The organism is Pseudomonas panipatensis (genome assembly GCF_900099785.1).
Taxonomy (GTDB): Bacteria; Pseudomonadota; Gammaproteobacteria; order Pseudomonadales; family Pseudomonadaceae; genus Pseudomonas; species Pseudomonas panipatensis.
The window spans coordinates 1-22,148 of record NZ_FNDS01000002.1; the positions used below are offsets into that span (position 1 = coordinate 1).

The 22,148-nt window shown below is 66.4% G+C and carries 21 protein-coding genes; 12 read left to right on the forward strand and 9 right to left on the reverse strand.

Features of this window, described 5'->3' with window-relative positions; all coding sequences use genetic code 11:
- The 6 genes from BLQ74_RS04150 to rpsB form a co-directional block, all read right to left on the reverse strand.
- Positions 1-654, reverse strand: a 654-nt coding sequence (locus tag BLQ74_RS04150) for a phosphatidate cytidylyltransferase (protein ID WP_090261206.1), incomplete at its 3' end; no start/stop codon positions are given.
- Entirely contained in the window at positions 648-1,403 is a 756-nt protein-coding gene (gene uppS, locus BLQ74_RS04155; protein ID WP_090261209.1) for a polyprenyl diphosphate synthase, read from the reverse strand. The genes BLQ74_RS04150 and uppS, both read right to left, overlap by 7 nt.
- Positions 1,404-1,419: 16 nt before the next feature.
- Complete coding sequence (frr, locus tag BLQ74_RS04160) at positions 1,420-1,977, reverse strand: ribosome recycling factor (protein WP_090261211.1); 558 nt, start codon at positions 1,975-1,977, stop codon at positions 1,420-1,422.
- Position 1,978: 1 nt separating this feature from the next.
- Positions 1,979-2,716, reverse strand: coding sequence for a UMP kinase (gene pyrH, locus BLQ74_RS04165; protein ID WP_017521181.1), 738 nt, complete (start codon positions 2,714-2,716; stop codon positions 1,979-1,981).
- Between the two features lie 207 nt (positions 2,717-2,923).
- Complete coding sequence (gene tsf, locus BLQ74_RS04170; RefSeq protein ID WP_090261213.1) at positions 2,924-3,793, reverse strand: translation elongation factor Ts; 870 nt, start codon at positions 3,791-3,793, stop codon at positions 2,924-2,926.
- Positions 3,794-3,917: 124 nt separating this feature from the next.
- Positions 3,918-4,658: a 30S ribosomal protein S2 gene (gene rpsB, locus BLQ74_RS04175; protein WP_090261216.1), complete on the reverse strand. Its 741-nt coding sequence runs from the start codon at positions 4,656-4,658 to the stop codon at positions 3,918-3,920.
- Positions 4,659-4,899: 241 nt separating this feature from the next.
- Here rpsB and map point away from each other — a divergent pair, with 241 nt between their 5' ends.
- From map to dapC, 3 genes are all read left to right on the forward strand, one after another.
- Positions 4,900-5,682, forward strand: a complete 783-nt coding sequence (map, locus tag BLQ74_RS04180) for a type I methionyl aminopeptidase (RefSeq protein WP_090261218.1) — start codon at positions 4,900-4,902, stop codon at positions 5,680-5,682.
- Between the two features lie 140 nt (positions 5,683-5,822).
- Complete coding sequence (locus BLQ74_RS04185; RefSeq protein WP_090261220.1) at positions 5,823-8,525, forward strand: [protein-PII] uridylyltransferase; 2,703 nt, start codon at positions 5,823-5,825, stop codon at positions 8,523-8,525.
- Between the two features lie 12 nt (positions 8,526-8,537).
- The gene (gene dapC / locus BLQ74_RS04190) at positions 8,538-9,734 is read left to right on the forward strand and encodes a succinyldiaminopimelate transaminase (protein WP_090261221.1); all 1,197 of its coding nucleotides are present in this window, start codon (positions 8,538-8,540) and stop codon (positions 9,732-9,734) included.
- 38 nt (positions 9,735-9,772) lie between these two features.
- Here dapC and BLQ74_RS04195 read toward each other — a convergent pair whose 3' ends face one another.
- A complete protein-coding gene (locus tag BLQ74_RS04195) occupies positions 9,773-11,434 on the reverse strand; it encodes a Na+/H+ antiporter (protein WP_090261223.1) in 1,662 nt (553 codons plus the stop codon).
- 186 nt (positions 11,435-11,620) lie between these two features.
- On the opposite strand from BLQ74_RS04195, the gene BLQ74_RS04200 reads away from it, so the two are divergent.
- The 5 genes from BLQ74_RS04200 (at position 11,621) to BLQ74_RS04220 (ending at position 15,384) form a co-directional block, all read left to right on the forward strand.
- Positions 11,621-11,971 (forward strand): ArsC family reductase, encoded by a 351-nt coding sequence (locus BLQ74_RS04200; RefSeq protein WP_090261225.1) that lies wholly within the window; start codon positions 11,621-11,623, stop codon positions 11,969-11,971.
- Positions 11,972-11,978: 7 nt separating this feature from the next.
- The gene (locus tag BLQ74_RS04205) at positions 11,979-12,605 is read left to right on the forward strand and encodes a LysE family translocator (RefSeq protein ID WP_090261226.1); all 627 of its coding nucleotides are present in this window, start codon (positions 11,979-11,981) and stop codon (positions 12,603-12,605) included.
- A 27-nt stretch (positions 12,606-12,632) separates the two neighbouring features.
- Positions 12,633-13,667 (forward strand): 2,3,4,5-tetrahydropyridine-2,6-dicarboxylate N-succinyltransferase, encoded by a 1,035-nt coding sequence (gene dapD / locus BLQ74_RS04210; protein WP_090261228.1) that lies wholly within the window; start codon positions 12,633-12,635, stop codon positions 13,665-13,667.
- Between the two features lie 101 nt (positions 13,668-13,768).
- Positions 13,769-14,971, forward strand: coding sequence for an aminotransferase class V-fold PLP-dependent enzyme (locus BLQ74_RS04215; RefSeq protein WP_090261230.1), 1,203 nt, complete (start codon positions 13,769-13,771; stop codon positions 14,969-14,971).
- Positions 14,968-15,384 carry a SufE family protein gene (locus BLQ74_RS04220; RefSeq protein WP_090261231.1) on the forward strand — a complete coding sequence of 139 codons (417 nt, stop codon included), beginning with the start codon at positions 14,968-14,970 and terminating at the stop codon, positions 15,382-15,384. Before BLQ74_RS04215 ends, BLQ74_RS04220 begins: the two co-directional genes overlap by 4 nt.
- Before the next feature lie 23 nt (positions 15,385-15,407).
- Here BLQ74_RS04220 and BLQ74_RS04225 read toward each other — a convergent pair whose 3' ends face one another.
- Positions 15,408-16,139: a helix-turn-helix domain-containing protein gene (locus BLQ74_RS04225; protein WP_090261233.1), complete on the reverse strand. Its 732-nt coding sequence runs from the start codon at positions 16,137-16,139 to the stop codon at positions 15,408-15,410.
- A gap of 122 nt (positions 16,140-16,261) precedes the next feature.
- Here BLQ74_RS04225 and BLQ74_RS04230 point away from each other — a divergent pair, with 122 nt between their 5' ends.
- Complete coding sequence (locus BLQ74_RS04230) at positions 16,262-17,050, forward strand: hypothetical protein (protein ID WP_139199033.1); 789 nt, start codon at positions 16,262-16,264, stop codon at positions 17,048-17,050.
- A 28-nt stretch (positions 17,051-17,078) separates the two neighbouring features.
- Here the strand turns inward: BLQ74_RS04230 and tcdA are convergent, their stop codons facing one another.
- A complete protein-coding gene (tcdA, locus tag BLQ74_RS04235; protein ID WP_090261237.1) occupies positions 17,079-17,891 on the reverse strand; it encodes a tRNA cyclic N6-threonylcarbamoyladenosine(37) synthase TcdA in 813 nt (270 codons plus the stop codon).
- Between the two features lie 239 nt (positions 17,892-18,130).
- Between tcdA and BLQ74_RS04240 the strand changes: the two genes are divergently transcribed.
- The 3 genes from BLQ74_RS04240 (at position 18,131) to BLQ74_RS27395 (ending at position 22,147) form a co-directional block, all read left to right on the forward strand.
- A complete protein-coding gene (locus BLQ74_RS04240) occupies positions 18,131-20,740 on the forward strand; it encodes a glycosyltransferase (protein WP_090261239.1) in 2,610 nt (869 codons plus the stop codon).
- A gap of 94 nt (positions 20,741-20,834) precedes the next feature.
- Complete coding sequence (gene dapE, locus BLQ74_RS04245; RefSeq protein WP_090261241.1) at positions 20,835-21,983, forward strand: succinyl-diaminopimelate desuccinylase; 1,149 nt, start codon at positions 20,835-20,837, stop codon at positions 21,981-21,983.
- Entirely contained in the window at positions 21,980-22,147 is a 168-nt protein-coding gene (locus BLQ74_RS27395) for a hypothetical protein (protein ID WP_170842766.1), read from the forward strand. The genes dapE and BLQ74_RS27395 overlap by 4 nt, the downstream gene beginning before the upstream one ends.
- Position 22,148: the final 1 nt, after the last annotated feature.

The window sequence follows — 22,148 nt, forward strand, 5'->3', positions numbered from 1 at the left end:
GACCACCGAAAGCGCGACCACGACGGCGGCGCCGGGCAACGCCAGGAGCAGCTCGCGCACGGTCCAGTCGCGGTAGATGGCCACGGCGAAGGTGATCGCCAGGCTGAATGCCAGGCCACCGTAGAAGCCTTCCCAGCTCTTGCCCGGACTGACCCTGGGCGCCAGCTTGCGCTTACCGAAGGTCTTCCCGGAGAAATAGGCGCCAATGTCGGCGGCCCAGACCAGCACCATGACAGCGACGATCAGCCAGTTGGCCAACGGCCAGTGCTTGAGCACGACCAGGCCCTGCCAGGCCGGCAACAGGATCAGCAGGCCGATCAGCAGCCGGCGCCAGCGCCCGCCCCAACTGGAAACACTGTCCGGGTAGGTAAGCACCATGACCGTCGCCAGCAACCACCAGAGCACCGCCAGCAGCAATACCGCCCCGGCCAGCTGCGGCAACCAGGACAGCAGCACCATCGCCGCGGCGACCGCCGCGGCGTAGCAGACGCGCGCCGGTTGTTCGTTGTAGCCGGCCAGACGCGCCCATTCCCACGCCCCGACAGCGACCACCAGGCCGATGAACAGCGCGAAAGCCGCGCCGTCGAGGAAGAAAAAACCACCCAGCGCAATGGGCAGTAGCACCAGCGCCGTGATGATTCGTTGTTTCAACATGACGGAGGCGCCTCGGCCTGAACCTGCTCGCTGGTCTTGCCGAAGCGACGCTGGCGGGTGGCATAGTCGGCCAAGGCTTCGCGCATCGCCGCGCTCTTGAAGTCCGGCCAGTAGAGATCGGAGAAGTACAGCTCGGCGTAAGCCAACTGCCAGAGCAGGAAGTTGCTGATGCGATGTTCGCCGCCGGTGCGGATGCACAGGTCGGGCATGGGCTGGTCGCCGGTGCTCAGGCAACCCTGAATCAACCCGGGACTGATGTCCTCGGGTGCCAGATGACCAGCCTGCACCTCACGAGCGAGACGCTGCGCCGCCTGCGTGATATCCCACTGGCCGCCATAGTTGGCCGCCACCTGAAGCAGCAGGCCCTTGTGCCCGGCGGTGAGATTTTCCGCCTCGCGCATGGCGGCCTGCAGCTCGGGATGGAAGCGGCTGCGATCACCGATGATGCGCAGACGGATGCCGTTCGCATCGAGCTTGCGCACCTCACGGCGCAGCGCCATGAGGAACAGTTCCATCAACGCCCCGACCTCTTCGACCGGGCGCTGCCAGTTCTCGCTGGAGAAGGCGAACAGCGTCAGCACTTCGACGCCGGCCTCGGCGCAGGTCTTGACCACCGCACGAACCGCATGGACACCGGCCTTGTGCCCGGCAACACCGGGCAGCAGGCGCTTCTTCGCCCAACGGTTGTTGCCGTCCATGATGATGGCCACGTGACGTGGCACCGCGGCCACCTGCTTGGTCTTGTCCATGACTGTCATCCGGCCGTCAGACAGCCATCAGGTCTGCTTCCTTGGCCTCCAGGGCCTTTTCGATCTCGGCGACGAACTTGTCGGTGAGCTTCTGGATTTCCTCACCGGCGCGACGCTCGTCGTCCTCGCTGATTTCCTTCTCTTTCTGCAGGTCTTTCAGCTGAGCCAGGGCATCACGACGGATGTTGCGCACGGAAACGCGAGCCTGCTCGGCCTCGGCACGGGCTTGCTTGGTAAAGCCCTTGCGGGTTTCCTCGGTCAGCGCCGGCATCGGAACACGGATGGTGGTGCCGGCGGTAGCCGGATTCAGGCCCAGATCGGAGGTCATGATGGCCTTCTCGACGGCCTGGATCATGCTCTTGTCGAACACGCTCAGCGCGAGGGTACGGGAGTCCTCGACGGTGATGTTGGCCACCTGGCGCAGCGGCGTATCGCTACCGTAGTAGGAAACCATCACGCTATCCAGGATGCTCGGGTGAGCACGGCCGGTACGAATCTTGGCGAAGGCGTGGCCCAGCGCTTCCAGGGTCTTGCCCATGCGCTCCTGCGCTTCTTTCTTGATCTCGTTGATCATTTCAATCCTCCTCGATCAGGGTGCCTTCGGCACCACCAACAACAATATTCAGCAGCGCGCCCGGCTTGTTCATGTTGAACACCCGCAGCGGCATTTTCTGGTCGCGGCACAGGCAGATGGCCGTCAGGTCCATCACGCCCAGCTTGCGGTCAAGCACTTCGTCGTAGGTCAGGCGCTCGAACTTCTCGGCATTCGGGTCCTTGAACGGGTCGGCAGTGTACACACCATCGACCTTGGTCGCCTTCAACACGACGTCAGCATCTATTTCAATGGCGCGCAGGCAGGCGGCGGAGTCAGTGGTGAAGAACGGATTGCCGGTACCGGCGGAGAAGATCACCACCTCGCCACTCTTCAGGTGGCGCATGGCTTTACGACGGTCGTAATGGTCGGTGACGCCGACCATGCTGATCGCCGACATGACGATCGCGGTGATGTTCGAGCGCTCCAGGGCATCACGCATGGCCAGGCCGTTCATCACGGTGGCGAGCATGCCCATGTGGTCGCCGGTCACGCGATCCATACCGGCGGCGGACAGCGCGGCGCCGCGGAACAGGTTGCCACCGCCGATCACCAGACCGACCTGCACACCGATCCCGACCAGCTGGCCGATTTCCAGGGCCATCCGATCCAGCACCTTGGGGTCGATACCGAACTCTTCGCTCCCCATCAGGGCTTCGCCGCTCAATTTAAGAAGAATGCGTTTATAGCGAGGTTGACGAGCGCTCAGCTGCTGAGCCATGACCTTTTTCTCCTGCGGCGATGATGAATGCTTGGCGCCTCGCGCGGCGCCGATCGTGGAAGCATGGACCAGCCACGCTTACGGCACCCTTACCCCGCCTGGCGGGCCCGTGCCGTGGAAACCACCCCCGAATGGCTTCCCCAGTTTGACGAAGAGGCCGCGCGCGTGAGCGGGCAGCCTCTTGCGGGGCGACAGTCGAAGACTGTCTTACTGCTTGGAAGCGGCTACTTGAGCAGCAACCTCGGCAGCGAAGTCGGCCTCGACCTTCTCGATGCCCTCACCCACTTCGTAGCGGATGAAGGAAACGATTTCGGCGCCGGCTTTCTTGGCCAGATCACCGACCTTGACTTCCGGATCCTTGACGAACGGCTGCTCGACCAGGCTGGCTTCGGCGAGGAACTTGGCGATACGGCCCTTGACCATGTTCTCGACGATGTTTTCCGGCTTGCCGGCGATCTTCTCGGCGTTCAGCGCCAGGAAGATTTCCTTTTCCTTGGCAACCGCTTCCTCGGAAACCTGCGACGGGTCCAGGAACTGCGGGTTGCTGGCAGCAACGTGCATGGCGATGTCACGAGCCAGGTCGGCGTTGCCGCCTTTCAGGGTGACCAGAACACCGATGCGGTGGCCGTGCAGGTAGGCGCCAACCACGTCACCTTCGGCACGAGCCAGACGGCGGATGTTGACGTTCTCGCCGCACTTGGCGACCAGCGCTTCACGGGCGGATTCCTGCTCGGCGATCAGCGGAGCGGCGTCGGTCAGTTTCTGAGCGACTGCTTTGTCCAGGCTGGCAGCGACGAACGCCTTGAAGTCGTCCTGCAGCGCCAGGAAGTCGGTCTGCGAGTTGACTTCGATGATGGTGGCAGCCTTGCCGTCGTCGGCCACTTTGACCGCGATGGAGCCTTCAGCGGCGATGTTGCCGGCTTTCTTGGCGGCCTTGATGGCGCCGGAAGCGCGCATGTCGTCGATGGCCTTCTCGATGTCGCCTTCGGCGGCAACCAGCGCCTTCTTGCATTCCATCATGCCCTGGCCGGTGCGCTCGCGCAGTTCTTTAACCAGTGCTGCAGTAATCTCTGCCATTTGGAAACCCTCTTGAGTAGCTCTCAAAACCAGATCGCCCGGCTGGCCGGGCGGAATTCAGGGGTGGCAAAAAGGGGGCCAGGCCCCCTTTTTGCGCACCGTTGGACGTCTGGACGTCCTGGAATCAGCCTTCGGCGGATTCAGCCGGCGCTTCTTCGACGAACTCGTCAGCGCCGCCTACAGCGTTCTGCTTGCCGCTCAGCACGGCATCAGCCATGGCGCTGAGGTACAGCTGTACGGCGCGGATGGCGTCGTCGTTACCCGGGATGACGTAATCGACGCCTTCCGGGCTGCTGTTGGTATCGACAACGCCGATGACCGGGATGCCCAGCTTGTTGGCTTCGGTGATAGCGATGCGCTCGTGGTCGACGTCGATCACGAACAGAGCGTCCGGCAGGCCGCCCATGTCCTTGATACCACCCAGGCTGCGATCCAGTTTTTCCAGATCACGGGTGCGCATCAGGGCTTCTTTCTTGGTCAGCTTGGCGAAGGTGCCGTCCTGGGACTGGGTCTCCAGGTCGCGCAGGCGCTTGATCGACTGACGGATGGTCTTGTAGTTGGTGAGCATGCCGCCCAGCCAACGGTGGTCGACGTAGGGCATGCCGCAACGGGCAGCTTCTTCGCGAACGATCTTGCCGGCGGAACGCTTGGTGCCGACGAACAGGATCTTGTTCTTGCCCTGGGCCAGGCGCTCAACGAAGGTCAGGGCCTCGTTGAACATCGGCAGAGTCTTTTCCAGGTTGATGATGTGGATCTTGTTGCGCGCGCCGAAAATGAACTTGCCCATTTTCGGGTTCCAGTAACGGGTCTGGTGGCCGAAGTGCACACCGGCCTTCAGCATATCGCGCATGTTGACTTGGGACATGATTGTTCCTCGATAAGTCGGGTTGGGCCTCCATGCATCCCAATGACCAACCCTTGCGGGCACCCAGGCCATCGTGTCGATGCATGTGTGGGTTTAAGGCTCTCGCCAGGCCATAGCCGGCAAAAGCGGGGCGCTTTATATCACAGAAAGGCAGGCGAGGCTACTGGCGGAGCCTGTGGCTTATGGCTTGCAGCCCGAAGCTGTTACCATAGCGACTTTTCCGCCTGCGTCCGAGAACTCTATGACCGTCACCATCAAGACGCCCGAAGATATCGAAAAAATGCGCATCGCCGGCCGCCTGGCCGCCGAAGTGCTGGAAATGATCGGCGAGCACGTCAAGCCCGGGGTCACGACCGACGAACTGGACCGCATCTGCCACGACTATATCGTCAACGTGCAGCAGGCCATTCCCGCGCCGCTGAATTACAAGGGCTTCCCCAAGTCCATCTGCACCTCGATCAACCATGTCGTCTGCCACGGCATCCCCAATGACAAGCCGCTCAAGGAAGGCGACATCGTCAATATCGACATCACCGTCATCAAGGACGGCTACCACGGCGACACCAGCAAGATGTTCCTGGTCGGCAAGACGCCGGAGTGGGCCGAGCGCCTCTGCCAGATCACCCAGGAATGCATGTACAAGGGCATCGCCGTGGTCAAGCCGGGCGCGCACCTGGGCGACATCGGCGAGGTGATCCAGAAGTACGCCGAGAAGAATGGCTTCTCGGTGGTCCGCGAGTACTGCGGCCACGGCATCGGCAAGGTGTTCCACGAGGAGCCGCAGGTTCTGCACTACGGCCGCGCCGGCACCGGCCTGGAACTGAAGGAAGGGATGATCTTCACCATCGAGCCGATGATCAACCAGGGCCGCGCGGAAACCCGCCTGCTGGGCGACGGCTGGACCGCCATCACCAAGGACCGCAAGCTCTCCGCGCAGTGGGAGCACACCGTGCTGGTCACCGCCGACGGCTACGAAATCCTCACCCTGCGCAACGACGAAAGCGTCGCCCGCGTCGGGCCGTAACGCCGTTTGCAATCTCGCCGACGGCTGGGTAGAACATAGAAATCCCAGCCCGGCACAGCCCCGGGCCTGGCGCTGAGCGAACAGGCCCGATCGGCGCCTTGTCCCTGCCCTCCCCCAGGACCTGAATTAGGAAGGCCGCCATGCCACAGGTGGATCCCGAGTTGTTCGACCGTGGGCAGTTCCAGGCGGAACTGGCCCTGAAATCCAGCCCCATCGCGGCGTTCAAGAAAGCCATTCGCCAGGCCAATGAAGTGCTCGACGCGCGCTTCAACGGGGGGCGCGATATCCGCCGACTGATCGAAGACCGCGCCTGGTTCGTCGACCAGATCCTGCAACAGGCCTGGCAGCGCTTCTCCTGGAGCGAGGACGCCGACATCGCCCTGGTCGCCGTCGGCGGCTACGGCCGCGGCGAACTGCACCCGCATTCGGACATCGACATCCTCATCCTCCTCGAAAGCGAGGACCAGGAAGTCTTCCGCGAGCCCATCGAAGGCTTCCTCACCCTGCTCTGGGACATCGGCCTGGAAGTCGGCCAGAGCGTGCGCTCGGTGGCGCAATGCGCCGAGGAAGCGCGCGCCGACCTGACGGTGGTCACCAACCTGATGGAATGCCGCACCATTTCCGGCCCGGACCTGCTGCGCCAGCGCATGCTGGAAGCCACCGGAGCCCGGCAGATGTGGCCGAGCGGGCAGTTCTTCATGGCCAAGCGCAAGGAACAGATCCACCGCCACACCAAGTACAACGACACCGAGTACAACCTCGAACCCAACGTCAAGGGTTCGCCCGGCGGCCTGCGCGACATCCAGACCATCCTCTGGGTCGCCCGGCGCCATTTCGGCAGCCTCAACCTGCATGCGCTGGTGAAGGAAGGCTTCCTGGTGGAGAGCGAGTCCAGCGTGCTGGCGTCCTGCCAGGAGTTTCTCTGGAAGGTCCGCTACGCCCTGCACATGCTCGCCGGCCGCGCCGAAGACCGCCTGCTGTTCGATCACCAGCGGCGCATCGCCGGGCTGCTCGGCTACCAGGACAACGACGCCAAGCTGGCGGTCGAACGCTTCATGCAGAAGTACTACCGGGTGGTGATGGCGGTTTCCGAACTCAGCGACCTGATCATGCAGCACTTCGAAGAGGTCATCCTGCGCGCCGGCGACAACGGCCAGGTGCAAGCGCTGAACAGCCGCTTCCAGGTCCGCGATGGCTACCTCGAAGTCACGCACCCCAACGTCTTCAAGCGCACCCCCTTCGCCCTCCTGGAAATCTTCGTGCTGATGGCCCAGCACCCGGAGATCAAGGGCGCGCGCGCCGACACCATCCGCCTGCTGCGCGACAGCCGGCACCTGATCGACGACGACTTCCGCCACGACATTCGCAATACCAGCCTGTTCATCGAGCTGTTCAAGTGCAAGGAAGGCATCCACCGCAACCTGCGGCGGATGAACCGCTACGGCATCCTCGGCCGCTACCTGCCGGAATTCGGCCTGATCATCGGGCAGATGCAGCACGACCTCTTCCACATCTATACGGTGGACGCGCACACCCTCAACCTGATCAAGCACCTGCGCAAGCTGCAGCGCCCGGACATGGCCGAGAAGTACCCGCTGGCCAGCAAGATCATGGAGCGCCTGCCCAAGCCCGAGCTGATCTACCTCGCCGGCCTCTACCACGACATCGCCAAGGGCCGCGGCGGCGATCACTCGGAACTGGGCGCGGTGGACGCCGAGCAGTTCTGCCAGCGCCATCAGCTACCGCAGTGGGATACCGCGCTGGTCGGCTGGCTGGTGCAGCACCACCTGGTGATGTCGACCACCGCGCAGCGCAAGGACCTCTCCGACCCGCAGGTGATCTTCGACTTCGCCCAACTGGTCGGCGACCAGACCCGCCTGGACTACCTCTACGTGCTCACCGTGGCCGACATCAACGCCACCAACCCGAGCCTGTGGAACTCCTGGCGCGCCAGCCTGCTGCGCCAGCTCTATACCGAGACCAAGCGCGCCCTGCGCCGTGGCCTGGAGAACCCGCTGGACCGCGAGGAGCAGATTCGCCAGACCCAGGTGTCGGCCATCGACATCCTAGTGCGCGACGGCATCGACCAGGACGACGCCGAGCAACTCTGGAGCCAACTGGGCGACGACTATTTCCTCCGCCACAGCGCCGCGGACGTTGCCTGGCACACCGAGGCCATCCTCCAGCACCCGGACGACGGCACGCCGCTGGTGCTGATCAAGGAAACCACCCAGCGCGAATTCGAAGGCGGCACGCAGATTTTCATCTACGCCGCCGACCAGCACGACCTGTTCGCCGTGACCGTGGCGGCCATGGACCAGCTCAACCTGAACATTCAGGATGCGCGGATCATCACCTCCACCAGCCAGTTCACCCTCGACACCTACATCGTCCTCGACGCCGACGGCGGCTCGATCGGCGACAACCCGCAGCGGATCGCCGAAATCCGCCAGGGCCTGGTGGACGCGCTGAAGAACCCGGCCGACTACCCGACCATCATCCAGCGCCGCGTACCGCGCCAGCTCAAGCACTTCGCCTTCGCGCCGGTGGTGACCATCTCCACCGACGCGGCGCGCCAGGTCAGCGTGCTCGAAGTCACCGCGCCGGATCGCCCCGGCCTGCTGGCGCGCATCGGCGGGCTGTTCCTCGATTTCGACCTGTCGGTGCAGAACGCCAAGATCGCCACCCTCGGCGAGCGCGTGGAAGACGTGTTCTTCGTCACCGACGCCAAGCACCAACCGCTTTCCGACCCGGAGCTGTGCAAGCGACTGCAGACCGCCCTGGTCGAACAACTGTCACAGGCCAACGGTCAGGAAACCGTGCCGGTGCGCATCAGCATCTAACGAGCGACAACCATGAACCCAGCCCTCGACCTGCTCCAGCCCTATCCCTTCGAGAAGCTCCGCGCCCTGCTCGCCGGTGCCCAGCCGCCGGCCGGGCTGGCGCCCATCGCGCTGTCCATCGGCGAACCCAAGCACCGCTCGCCGAGCTTCGTCGCCGAAGCCCTGGCGGCCAGCCTCGACCAGCTCGCGGTGTACCCGACCACCCTGGGCATCCCGGCGCTGCGCGAAGCCATCGCCGCCTGGTGCGAGCGCCGCTTCAAGGTGCCGGCCGGCTGGCTCGACCCGGCCCGCCACGTCTTGCCGGTGAACGGCACGCGCGAGGCGTTGTTCGCCTTCACCCAGACCGTGGTCGATCGCAGCAGCGCTGGCCTGGTGGTCAGCCCCAACCCCTTCTACCAGATCTACGAAGGCGCGGCCCTGCTCGCCGGCGCCCAGCCGCACTACCTGGCGTGCCGCGAGGAGAACGGCTTCAACCCGGACTTCGACGCCGTGCCGGCGGACGTCTGGGCACGCTGCCAGATCCTCTTCCTCTGCTCGCCGGGCAACCCCACCGGCGCGCTGGTGCCGCTGGAAACCCTGAAAAAGCTGATCGCCCTGGCCGACGAGCATGATTTCGTCATCGCCGCCGACGAGTGCTACAGCGAACTCTACTTCGACGAACAGAGCCCGCCGCCCGGCCTGCTCAGCGCCTGCGCCGAACTCGGCCGCGCCGACTTCAAGCGCTGCGTGGTGTTCCACAGCCTGTCCAAGCGCTCCAACCTGCCGGGCCTGCGCTCCGGCTTCGTCGCCGGCGACGCCGAGGTGCTGAAGAAATTCCTCCTCTACCGCACCTACCACGGCTGCGCCATGCCGGTTCAGACGCAACTGGCCAGCGTCGCCGCCTGGAACGACGAAGCCCATGTGCGCGCCAACCGCGACCTGTACCGCGAGAAGTTCGATGCCGTGCTGGAGATTCTCGCTGGCGTGCTCGACGTGCGGCGCCCGGACGGCAGCTTCTACCTGTGGCCGAAGACGCCGATCGCCGACACCAGCTTCTGCCGCGAACTCTTCGCCCAACAGCACGTCACCGTGGTGCCCGGCTCCTACCTGTCGCGCGAAGTGGCTGGCGAGAATCCCGGCGCCAACCGCGTGCGCATGGCCCTGGTCGCCCCGCTCGCCGAATGCGTCGAAGCGGCAGAGCGGATCAAACGCTTCACCCAGGGGCTCTGAGGCCAGCCAGGACGGATAGCCGCGAACGCCTATCCGTCCTATACCCAGCGCCCGGCCTTGCTGGTCAGCCAGGCCTCCTGCACATCCAGTTCGCCCAGCACCTTGCGCATGGTTTCGTCGTCGATGAGGTTTTCCCGACGCAGGCGATACAGCTCCAGGCGCTGGGCGCGCAGGGCCTTGATGCGCAGCGCCTGGTCGGCCAAATCGAGGCTGCGCGCACGTTCGCGCGCTTCGCCGCTGTCCGGCGCCGGATCGAGCTGGTGGCGGTACTCGGCCATCAGACGCGCCTTGACCTCCGCCAAGCCCGCCGCCTCTTCGGCATCCACCTGCTCGCCGCTGGGCAACTCCTCGGCTTCGAGCATGTGAATGGCCGCCACCGCGGTGCGACGCCAGATCGAACGCAGTTCCAGCTCGTGCTGATCGTTGCTCGCCACCGGCAGGCCACGCAGCAGGACCGGCAGCCCGACCGTCGCCAGCAGCAGGGAGGCCAGGATCACCCCGGCGGCGATGAAGATGATCAGGTCACGCTGCGGGAACGGCGAGCCATCGCCCAGCAGCATCGGTACCGAGAGCACGCCGGCCAGGGTCACCGCCCCGCGCACCCCGCCCAGTGCGGAAATCGCCGACAGGCGCAGGATCGGCTCGCCCGGCTTGCCGCCCAGCTCGATGCCCCACCAGCGCTCGACGCGCACCGACAGCTTCCAGTAGCACCAGACCCAGCAGAAGCGCAGCAACAGCAGCACCGCATACACCGCCAGCACATAGAACAGCAGCAGCGAAGAGCGCCACAGGCCATCGCCGGCGTGCTGCGACACCGACTTGAGAATGTCCGGCAGTTGCAGCCCCAGGAGCAGGAAGACCACGCCATTGAAGGCGAATTCGAGCATCGACCAGACACTCCGGTTGAGCAGCCGCGTATGGGTCTGCCGCGGCAGCAGATCGACCCAGCTCTGCATCATCCCCGCCGCCACCGCGGAAAGGATACCGGACACGCCGACGGCTTCGGCGAGCATGTAGGCGGCGAAGGGCAGCAGCAGCATCAGCACCACATGGGTGGCCGGGTCATCCCAGCCGCGCTGGATCATCCAGGCGCGGATACGCCCGAGCAGCCAGCTCAGAAAGATGCCGCAGGCGAGCCCGCCGAGGGCGACGGTGACGAACAGCAGGCCGGCATCCATCCAGGAGAAACTGCCGGTCAGGGCCGCGGCGATGGCGAACTTGAACGCCACCAGGCCGGACGCATCGTTCATCAGTGCCTCGCCCTGCAGCACCGACATCAGGCGCTTGGGCAGGCGGCCCTGGGCGATGGCCGATACCGCCAGGGCATCGGTCGGCGACAGCACCGCGGCCAGGGCGAAGGCGGCGGCCCAGGTGACCTCGGGAATCAACAGGTGAATGAAGGCGCCACCGCCGACCACGGTGATCAGCACCAAGGCGAAGGCCAGGGTGATGATCGGCCAGCGCATCTGCCAGAACTGACCCTTGGGCATGCGCCAGCCATCGGCGAACAGCAGCGGCGGAATGAACAGCAACATGAACAGCTCGGGATCGAGCGCCACGTGCAGTCCCAGGCTGGGCCAGGCCAGCAGCGCGCCGGTGGCGATCTGGATCAGCGGCAACGGCAGCGGCAGCAACTGCGCGAGCAAGCGGGTGCCGCCGACGACCAGGAGCAGGATGAGCACGGTGTAGACAGTTTGCATTGACGATCTCCCAGGCCGTCAGCCCGTGGCGCCTCATTTAAACACCGCGGCGGACAGGCTTCAGCCTCGATTGCTGCAATAGTCTGTTGCCGTTCGCCGCAGGACGCCGGACACCCCCGCAACGCCACGGGAAATGGCATAATCGCGCGCTTGAACGCATGAGCTGATGAAAAGGAGAGCTGCCCCGTGAGCCAGCGGACGATCTACGGCATCAAAGCCTGCGACACCATGAAAAAAGCCCGCGGCTGGCTGGACGAACATGGCGTCGATTACATCTTCCATGACTACAAAAGCAGCGGCATCGACCGTGAGCACCTGCAGCAATGGTGCCGCGAGCATGGCTGGCAGACGATCCTGAATCGCGCCGGCACCACCTTCCGCAAACTGGACGAGGCGCACAAGGCCGACCTCGACGAGGCCCGCGCCATCGAACTGATGCTGGCCCAGCCGTCGATGATCAAACGCCCGGTGCTGGACCTCGGCGAACGCACCCTGGTGGGGTTCAAGCCCGACCAGTACGCCCAGGCCCTGGGTTGAAGCCAGCATGGACATCGCCTGGGCCCTGTTCCTTCCCGCCTGTTTCGCCCTGAACCTGGCGCCGGGACCGAACAATCTGCTGTCGCTGAACAATGCCGCGCGCTTCGGCCTGCTGCGCGCCAGCCTGGCCGGCCTCGGCCGCCTGCTGGCCTTCAGCGGCATGCTGGCACTGGCCGCTTCCGGCCTGGCGCTGGTCCTGCAGGCCTCGGCCTGGCTGTTCCTGGCGATCAAGCTGGTCGGTGCGGCCTATCTGTTGTGGCTGGCCGTGCAACTCTGGCGTGCGCCTGCCGGCGATCTCCAGCAGAATGCCGCGACATCGGCCAAGGGCAGCCTCTGGCGCCTGGCCCGCCAGGAGTTCTGGGTGGCCGCCGGCAACCCCAAGGCCATTCTCATATTCACCGCTTTCCTGCCGCAGTTCGTCGATCCGCGGCAACCCGTGGGCGCCCAGTTCGCCCAACTCGGCTGCGCCTTCCTGATCCTGGAATGGCTGGCCATCGCCCTTTATGGGCTCGCCGGGGTCCACCTCGGCAAGCTACTCGCCGGAGCCCGCGCCCGGCGCCTGTTCAACCGTGGTTGCGCCGCGCTGCTGGGCAGCGCCGGCCTGGGCCTGCTGCTCAGCCGCCGACCGGCCTGACCGTCTTATCCATTCGAGGAACCGCTCATGTCCCACTCCCTGTTCAGCCTGGCCTTCGGCGTCGGCACCCAGAACCGCCAGGGCACCTGGCTGGAAGTCTTCTACGCGCACCCGCTGCTCAACCCGGATGCCAGCCTGGTCGGTGCCATCGCTCCGATCCTCGGCTTCAGCGGCGGCAACCAGGCCATCACCTTCAGCAACCAGCAGGCCTACCAGTTGGCCGACGCGCTGAAGGCCGTGGCGCCGGCCCAGTCCGCCCTGCTCAACCGCCTGGCGGAAAGCCAGAAGCCGCTGGTCGCCACCCTGCTCAGCGAAGACGCCGCACCGACCTCCACCCCCGAGGCCTACCTCAAGCTGCACCTGCTCTCGCACCGCCTGGTCAAGCCGCACGGCGTCAACCTCTCGGGCATCTTCCCGCTGCTGCCGAACGTGGCCTGGACCAACATCGGCGCCGTCGACCTCGGCGAACTGGGCGAGCTGCAACTGGAAGCGCGCCTGAAGGGCAAGCTGCTGGAAGTCTTCTCGGTGGACAAGTTCCCGAAAATGACCGACTACGTGGTTCCGGCCGGCGTGCGCATCGCCGACACCGCCCGCGTGCGCCTGGGTGCCTACATCGGTGAAGGCACCACCGTGATGCACGAAGGCTTCGTCAACTTCAACGCCGGCACCCAGGGCCCGGGCATGATCGAAGGCCGCGTGTCCGCTGGCGTGTTCGTCGGCAAGGGCTCGGACCTGGGCGGCGGCTGCTCGACCATGGGCACCCTGTCCGGCGGCGGCAACATCGTCATCAGCGTCGGCGAAGGCTGCCTGATCGGCGCCAACGCCGGCATCGGCATCCCGCTGGGCGACCGCAACATCGTCGAAGCCGGCCTGTACGTCACCGCCGGCACCAAGATCGCCCTGCTGGATGACCAGAACAACCTGGTCAAGGTGGTCAAGGGCCGCGACCTGGCGGGCCAGCCGGACCTGCTGTTCCGCCGCAATTCGCAGAGCGGCGCGGTGGAGTGCAAGACCAACAAGACCGCGATCGAGCTGAACGAAGCGCTGCACGCGCACAACTGATCGCCTGCGCCGGGCGCGGCATGCCGCTCCGGCGCCAGGGTTCTAAGCTGTAAAGCGGGGGCTGCGGCCCCCGTTTTCCATTCCCGCAAGCGAACAGGCCCATGTCCATTTCGTCGCCCTGGCGTTCCGCCTTCCCCGCCCTGGCCGCCCTGGCAGCCGAAGGCCAGACCTACCTCGACAGCGCCGCCACCGCGCAGAAGCCGCAGGCGCTGATCGACGCCCTGGCCGGCTACTACGCCAGCGGCGCGGCCAATGTGCACCGCGCCCAGCACCTGCCCGGCGAGCGTGCCACCCGCGCCTTCGAGGCAACCCGCCAGCAACTCGCCGGCTGGCTCGGTGGCGTGCCCGAGCAAGTGATCTTCAGCCATGGCGCCACCGAAGCGCTGAACCTGCTGGCCTATGGCCTGGAGCACCTGATCGGCGCCGGCGACGAGATCGTCGTCAGCGCCCTGGAGCACCACGCCAACCTGCTGCCCTGGCAGCAACTGGCGCTGCGCCGCCAGGCGAAGCTGCTGGTGCTGCCGCTGGACGATCGCGGGGTCATCGACCTCGACGCGGCCGCGCCGCTCATCGGCCCGCGCACCCGCGTACTGGCGGTGAGCCAGTTGTCCAACGTCCTCGGCACCTGGCAGCCGCTGCCGGAGCTGCTGGCCATGGCCCGCGCCCAGGGCGCGCTAAGCGTGGTCGACGGCGCCCAGGGCGTGGTCCACGGGCGCCACGATCTGTCCGCGCTGGGCTGCGACTTCTACGTGTTCTCCAGCCACAAGCTCTACGGCCCGGACGGCCTCGGCGTGCTCTGGGGCCGCCAGGAAGCCCTGCGCCAGCTGCACCATTGGCAGTTCGGCGGCGAGATGGTGCAGGTCGCCGACTACCAGCAGGCGCAGTTCCGTCCCGCGCCACTGGGTTTCGAGGCCGGCACCCCGCCGATCGCCGCCGTGCTCGGCCTCGGCGCCAGCCTCGCCTGGCTGCTGGCCCAGGACAGCACTGCGCTGGCCGCCCACGAGGGCGTGCTGCATGAGCGCCTGGTCGCCGGCCTGCGCGCCCGCGACGGCGTGCGCCTGCTCGGCGAACCACAGGTCGCCCTGGCCAGCTTCACGGTGCGCGACGTGCACAGCGCCGATCTCGCCCACCTGCTCAGCGAGCAAGGCGTGGCGGTTCGCGCCGGGCACCACTGTGCCATGCCGCTGCTCAAGCGCCTGGGCCTGCCCGGCGCGATTCGCGTGTCCCTCGGACTGTACAACGACGACAGCGATCTGCAGCGCTTCTTCAGCGCCCTGGACAACGCCCTGGAGCTGCTGCGATGAGCCTGCCCGCCGCCGCCGAACAGGCCCTGGCCGCCTTCGCCAGCCAATCCGGCTGGGAGCAGCGCGCGCGCCTGCTGATGCAATGGGGCGACCGGCTGGAGCCGCTGAGCGCCGCCGAGCGCTCAGACGAGCACCGCGTGCACGGCTGCGAAAGCCTGGTCTGGTTGCTGGCCGAACAGCGCGACGGCCATTGGCATTTCCGCGCCAGCAGCGATGCGCGCCTGCTGCGCGGCCTGCTGGCACTGCTGCTGGTGCGGGTCGAAGGCCTGAGCACCGCCGAACTGGCGACGCTCGACCTCGGCGCCTGGTTCACCCGCCTCGGCCTCGGCCGCCAGCTCTCGCCATCGCGCAGCAACGGGCTCAACGCCGTGCTGCAACGCATGCGCGAACTGTCCAGCGCCGGCGCCCGCTGAGCCCGCGCCGCGCCACGCCACGCTCAACGGCGCAGGGCGGTGAACGCAGCAAACTCCCAGCGACGCATGGCCAACACCAGCGTGTAGCCTTCCTTGTCTTCCTGCGGAATCTTCTGGTCGGCCAGGTGCTGCTGGGCGAAATCCTGCGCCAGGCGTTGCAGGCGCTCGATGAAGGCCGGCGCCAGCGCCCGGCTGATCCGGCCATGGCTGAGCAGCAAGGCTTCGTCGCTCTCGGCGAAGCTGCCGGCGAAGTAGTCCTGCAACGCGTGTTTGCGGAAGAAGCGCATCACCGGCCCATCGGGTTGCCAGCGGAAGGTCTTGGCCAGCTTGAGGCGGTAGCGGTTCAGCGGCTTCAGCTCGATCACGCCGATGCGATCCAGGCGCACCAGCGCGCGAATCACCTCCGGCAGGCTCAGGCGGTAGGTGGCGACTATCTGCTCGGCGGTCCACTGGCTCAGCACGCAGATCGCCACCAGCAGCGACTGCTCGTCGCTGACGACCGCCAACTCCTGTTCCAGGGTCAGCGAGCGCAGCAGCGGCTGGGCCTCCACCACGCGCCGGGCGAGGTCGGCGAAGTCCAGGCCGAGGGCGCGGCAGATGGCATCGACCCGCGACAGCGACATGTCTTCCCTGGCCAACATGCGCTTGACGCCCGACTCGGACATGTCCAGCGCACGGGCGAGGTCCGCATAGGTCATCTGCAGCGCTTTCAGCTCGCGCTTGATGGCCATGACCAGATCGATGCTGCCGCTCATAGGTATTCCTTTAGTGAACCCGAGGCATACCTATATTCCACTGAGTTCCTTTTTGAAAGACTTTCAGCAATACCCGGCACAGACTCCGGCAGGTCGTCAGCGCACACCGAATGGAGAACGCCATGTCGCTTTCACGAAATACCGCCAGCTCGCCCAACCCCCAGCGCAAGGGGGCAGGAACGGACCTGTTGCTCGGCTTCGCCCTGGTCCTGGTGATCCTGGCGATGTTCGGCCCACGGATCGACCAGGCCGTGCACTACCACGCCCTCGCCGACCAGCGCAGCCTGTTCGGGCTGGCGCACGCACTGGATGTGTTGAGCAACCTGCCCTTCGTGCTGCTCGGCCTCCTCGGCCTGGGCAACTTGCGGCGCATCGAACAGCCATTGTGGAGCGGCCTGGCCGCTACCCTGGCCATCGGCCTGCTGCTGACGGGGCTTGGCTCGGCCTGGTATCACCTGCAGCCGGACGACCAGGGATTGCTCTGGGACCGGATCGGCATGGGCGTGTCGTTCGCTGGCGTGCTCGGCCTGGCCATCGCCGACCGCGCCGGCCTGCGCGCCGGCTACGGCGCGGTGGCCCTGGTGCTGCTCGGCAGCGCCCTGGCGCTGTGGGCCTGGCGGGCATCGGGCAACCTGCTGGCCTGGGTCATCCTGCAGGGCGGCGGCATGCTGCTGCTGGTGCTGCTCGCCGGCTGCCGCACGCAGCCGGGCGGCTACGCCTTCCGCCTCGGGCAATGCGTGCTGCTCTACGCCCTGGCCAAGCTCTGCGAACTGGCCGATGCGCCCCTCTATCAGCTGAGCGGCGAGTTGATCTCCGGGCACAGCCTCAAGCACCTGCTCGCGGCGTTGGCGGTGCTCCCGCTGCTGCTGGCGCTCCAGCGCAACCGCGACACGCCGACGCTGCTTGGCTGAAGCGCCAGGCACGGCGCGCGAGCGGGCCTCAGGCCTGCGGCTGGCTGCGCTCCGACGGCCGCCGCGCGCCGGCGACCAGCTTTTCCACCGCCTTGGCCGCCGCCGCCATGCCGAAGCTGGCGGTGACCATCATCACCGCGCCGAAGCCGCCGGCGCAGTCGAGCTTCACGCCCTCGCCGACGAAGCTCTTCGACTGGCAAACCGTGCCGTCCGGCTTCGGGTAGCGCAGTTGCTCGGTGGAAAACACGCAGGGCACGCTGTAGTGGCGGCCCGGCGTGCGCGAGAAGTTGTAGTCGCGGCGCAGCAACGAGCGCACCTTGGCCGCCAGCGGATCGTTGAAGGTCTTGTTGAGGTCGGCGATCTGGATCTGCGTCGGATCGACCTGGCCGCCGGCGCCGCCGGTGGTCACCACCTGGATCTTGCGCCGCTTGCACCAGGCGATGAGCGCGGCCTTGGCCGGCACGCTGTCGATGCAGTCGATGACGTAGTCGAGGTCGGCGGTGATGTACTCGGCCATGGTTTCGCGGGTGACGAAATCGGCCACCGCGTGCACCTGGCAGGCCGGATTGATGGCACGGATGCGCTCGGCCATCACCTCCACCTTGGGCTTGCCCACCGCGCCGTCGAGGGCATGCACCTGGCGGTTGGTGTTGGTCACGCAGACATCGTCCAGGTCGAACAGGGAAATCTCGCCGACACCGCTGCGCGCCAGTGCCTCGGCGGCCCAGGAACCCACTCCGCCGATGCCGACCACCGCGACATGGCTGGCGGCCAGGCGCTCCAGCCCCTGCCTGCCATAGAGACGGGCGATACCGCCGAAACGCTGCTCGTCCACAACCATCACACTGCCTCCAGAAAACCGGCCGGCATTTTATCGGAAGCCGCCGCCTTGTGCCGTATCGCGCGAACGAGTCGACGCCCGACGGGCTGCCGCCGCCCGCTTCGAGTATTCCACGCGCGGCCGCGCGGGCTGGCGCCAGGCGCCGGACGGGAGCTATACACTCATGGGGTCGCGGGGTAGGATGCGCGCCGACCCGCTCCCGGCACTACCCGTTCCACCGACTGGAACCCGATCGCTCTATGTCATCACGCAAGCACGGACTCAACCTGGTTGTCATGGTCGCCCTGGCCGCGCTCTTCACTGGCATCTGGGCCCTGTACAACCGCCCGGTGAGCGCGCCGGACTGGCCGGAAAGCGTTTCCGGCTTCTCCTTCTCGCCCTTCCGCCTGGACCAGAGCCCGCAGAGCGGCCGCTTCCCCAGCGACGATGAGATTCGTTCGGACCTGGAACTGATCGCCAAACAGACCGACAACATCCGGACCTACTCCACCAAAGGCACCCTGGCGGACATTCCCTTCCTCGCCGAGGAATACGGCCTGCGCGTCAGCCTGGGCATCTGGATCGGCCCGGACGAAGCGGAGAACGAGGCGGAAATCGCCCGCGGCATCCAACTCGCCAACAGCTCGCGCAGCGTGGTACGGGTCATCGTCGGCAACGAAGCGCTGTTCCGCCGCGAGGTGACGCGCGAGCAACTGATCGGCTATCTGGACCGGGTCCGCGCCGCGGTGAAGGTGCCGGTGACCACCGCCGAACAGTGGCACATCTATGAGAAGTACCCGGAACTGGCCAAGCACGTCGACCTGATCGCCGCCCACGTGCTGCCCTACTGGGAATTCATGCCCATGGCGGACTCGGTGCAGTTCGTCCTCGACCGCGCCCGCGACCTGCGCGCCAAGTTCCCGAAGAAGCCGCTGCTGCTCGCCGAAGTCGGCTGGCCGAGCAACGGCCGCATGCGCGGCGGCGCCACCGCCACGCCCTCCGACCAGGCGGTGTTCCTCCGCGAGCTGACCAACGCGCTGAACAAGAAGGGCTACAACTATTTCGTCGTCGAGGCCTTCGACCAGCCGTGGAAATCCAGTGACGAAGGCTCGGTGGGCGCCTACTGGGGCGTGTACAACGCCGAGCGGCAACCGAAGTTCAACTTCCAGGGGCCGATCGTCGCGATTCCCAAGTGGCGCGTGCTGGCCATCGCCTCGGTGGTGCTGGCGGTGCTCACCTTCACCCTGCTGCTGATCGACGGTAGCGCCCTGCGCCAGCGCGGCCGGACCTTCCTCGCGGTGGTCTCGTTCGCCTGCGCCACCATCCTGGTGTGGATCGGCTACGACTACAGCCAGCAATACAGCACCTGGTTCAGCCTGACCGTCGGCGCGCTGCTCGGCATCGGCGCGCTGGGCGTGGTCATCGTCTTGTTCACCGAGGCCCACGAACTGGCCGAAGCGGTGTGGACGCGCAAGCGCCGCCGGCTGTTCCTGCCGGTCACCGCCGACGAGGCGTACCGGCCCAAGGTGTCGATCCACGTGCCCTGCTACAACGAGCCGCCGGAGATGCTCAAGGAAACCTTGAACGCCCTGGCCAAGCTCGACTACCCGGACTACGAGGTCCTGGTGATCGACAACAACACCAAGGACCCGGCGGTGTGGGAACCGGTGCAGGCGCATTGCGAGCTGCTCGGGCCGAAGTTCCGCTTCTTCCACGTCGCGCCGCTGGCCGGCTTCAAGGGCGGCGCGCTGAACTACGCGCTGCAATTCGTCGCCGCGGACGCCGAAGTGATCGCGGTGATCGACTCCGACTACTGCGTCGAACCGGACTGGCTCAAGCACATGGTGCCGCACTTCGCCGACCCGCAGATCGCCGTGGTGCAGTCGCCGCAGGACTACCGCGACCAGTACGAAAGCACCTTCAAGCGCCTCTGCTACGCCGAGTACAAGGGCTTCTTCCACATCGGCATGGTCACCCGCAACGACCGCGACGCGATCATCGAGCACGGCACCATGACCATGGTCCGGCGCAAGGTGCTGGACGAGCTGAAGTGGGCCGAGTGGTGCATCACCGAAGACGCCGAACTGGGCCTGCGGGTGTTCGAGCGCGGCCTCTCGGCGGCCTATTTCGAGCGCAGCTACGGCAAGGGCCTGATGCCCGACACCTTCATCGACTTCAAGAAGCAGCGCTTCCGCTGGGCCTATGGCGCCATCCAGATCATGAAGCGCCACACCGATGCCCTGCTGCGCGGTCGCGGCCCGGACGGCAGCAAGCTGACCGGCGGCCAGCGCTACCACTTCGTCGCCGGCTGGCTGCCGTGGATCGCCGACGGCATGAACATCTTCTTCACCGTCGGCGCGCTGCTCTGGTCGGCGGCGATGATCATCGTGCCCAAGCGCGTCGACCCGCCGCTGCTGATCTTCGCGATCCTGCCGCTGACGCTGTTCGCCTTCAAGGTCGGCAAGATCCTCTTCCTCTACCGGCGCACCGTCGGGGTCAACCTGCGCGACGCCTTCTTCGCCGCGCTGGCCGGGCTGTCGCTGTCGCACACCATCGCCAAGGCGGTGCTCTACGGCTTCGTCACCAGCTCGATCCCGTTCTTCCGCACGCCGAAGATGCGCTCCAGCCACGGCCTGCTGCTGGCCCTTGCGGAAGCCCGCGAGGAGCTGTTCGTGATGCTCCTGCTGTGGGGCGCGGCCCTGGGCATCGTGCTGGTGCAGGGCGTGCCCAGCCCGGACCTGATGTTCTGGGTGGCGATGCTCCTGGTGCAGTCGCTGCCCTACCTGGCGGCGCTGATCATGGCCCTGCTCTCGTCGCTGCCCAAGCCGCGCGAAGAGGAAGTCCTGAGCGGTTCCGAGCAGGTCGGCTGAACGACGTCCCGCTCCGCTGAACGCCGGCCCAGTGCCGGCGTTTTTGCTTTAAGATGTGCGCCTTTTTCGGTTTCACCCCCAGGATGCCCCCTCCATGTCCCTGTCGCCGACCCTGGCCCTCGCCTGCGAGCTGATCCGCCGGCCCTCCGTCACCCCAGTCGATGCCGACTGCCAGCAGTTGATGATGCAACGCCTGGCCGCCTGCGGCTTCGCCCTGGAGCCGATGCGCATCGAAGAGGTGGACAACTTCTGGGCCCGCCGCGCCGGCCGTGCGGGCGGCGAAGGCCCGGTGCTGTGCTTCGCCGGGCATACCGACGTGGTCCCCACCGGCCCGGAACAGGCCTGGCAGCACCAGCCGTTCGAGGCCCTGATCGACGCCGAAGGCATGCTCTGCGGGCGTGGCGCGGCGGACATGAAAGGCAGCCTGGCGTCGATGATCATCGCCACCGAGCGCTTCGTCGCCGACTATCCCGAGCACCGTGGCAGCATCGCCTACCTGATCACCAGCGACGAAGAAGGCCCGGCGCAGCACGGCACCAAGGCCGTGGTCGAGCGTCTGCGCGCGCGCGGCGAACGCCTGGACTGGTGCATCGTCGGCGAGCCGTCGAGCACGACCCTGGTCGGTGACGTGGTGAAGAACGGCCGTCGCGGCTCCCTCGGCGCCAAGCTGACGGTACGCGGCGTGCAAGGCCACGTGGCCTACCCGCACCTGGCGAAGAACCCGATCCACCTGGCCGCCCCGGCGCTGGCCGAACTGGCCGCCGAGCACTGGGACGACGGCAACGCCTTCTTCCCGCCGACCAGCTTCCAGATCTCCAACATCAACGGTGGCACCGGCGCGACCAACGTCATCCCCGGCGAACTGGTGGTGGTATTCAACTTCCGCTTCTCCACCGAATCCACCGTCGAAGGCCTGCAGGCGCGCGTCGCCGCGATCCTCGACAAGCACGGCCTGGACTGGCACATCGACTGGGCGCTGTCCGGCCTACCGTTCCTCACCGAGCCGGGTGAACTGCTCGACGCCGTGGCCGCCAGCATCAAGGCGGTCACCGGCCGCGACACCAGCCCATCGACCTCCGGCGGCACCTCCGACGGCCGCTTCATCGCCACCATGGGCACCCAGGTGGTCGAACTCGGCCCGGTCAACGCGACCATCCACCAGGTCAACGAACGGGTCCTGGCCAGCGACCTCGACCTGCTCAGCGAAATCTACTACCAGACCCTGGTGCGACTGCTGGCATGAGCGGATCGAACAAAGGCTTCTGCCTCGGCGCCACCCAGCCCGAGATCCCACCGCCGGCACCGGCGCCGACGCGCCGCTATTCGCTGCGCGCCTACCAGCTCGGCCAACGCCGCCGCTGCGTGCCGACCACCCTGCTGAGCGGCCCGCCGCGCCAAGGGAATTGAG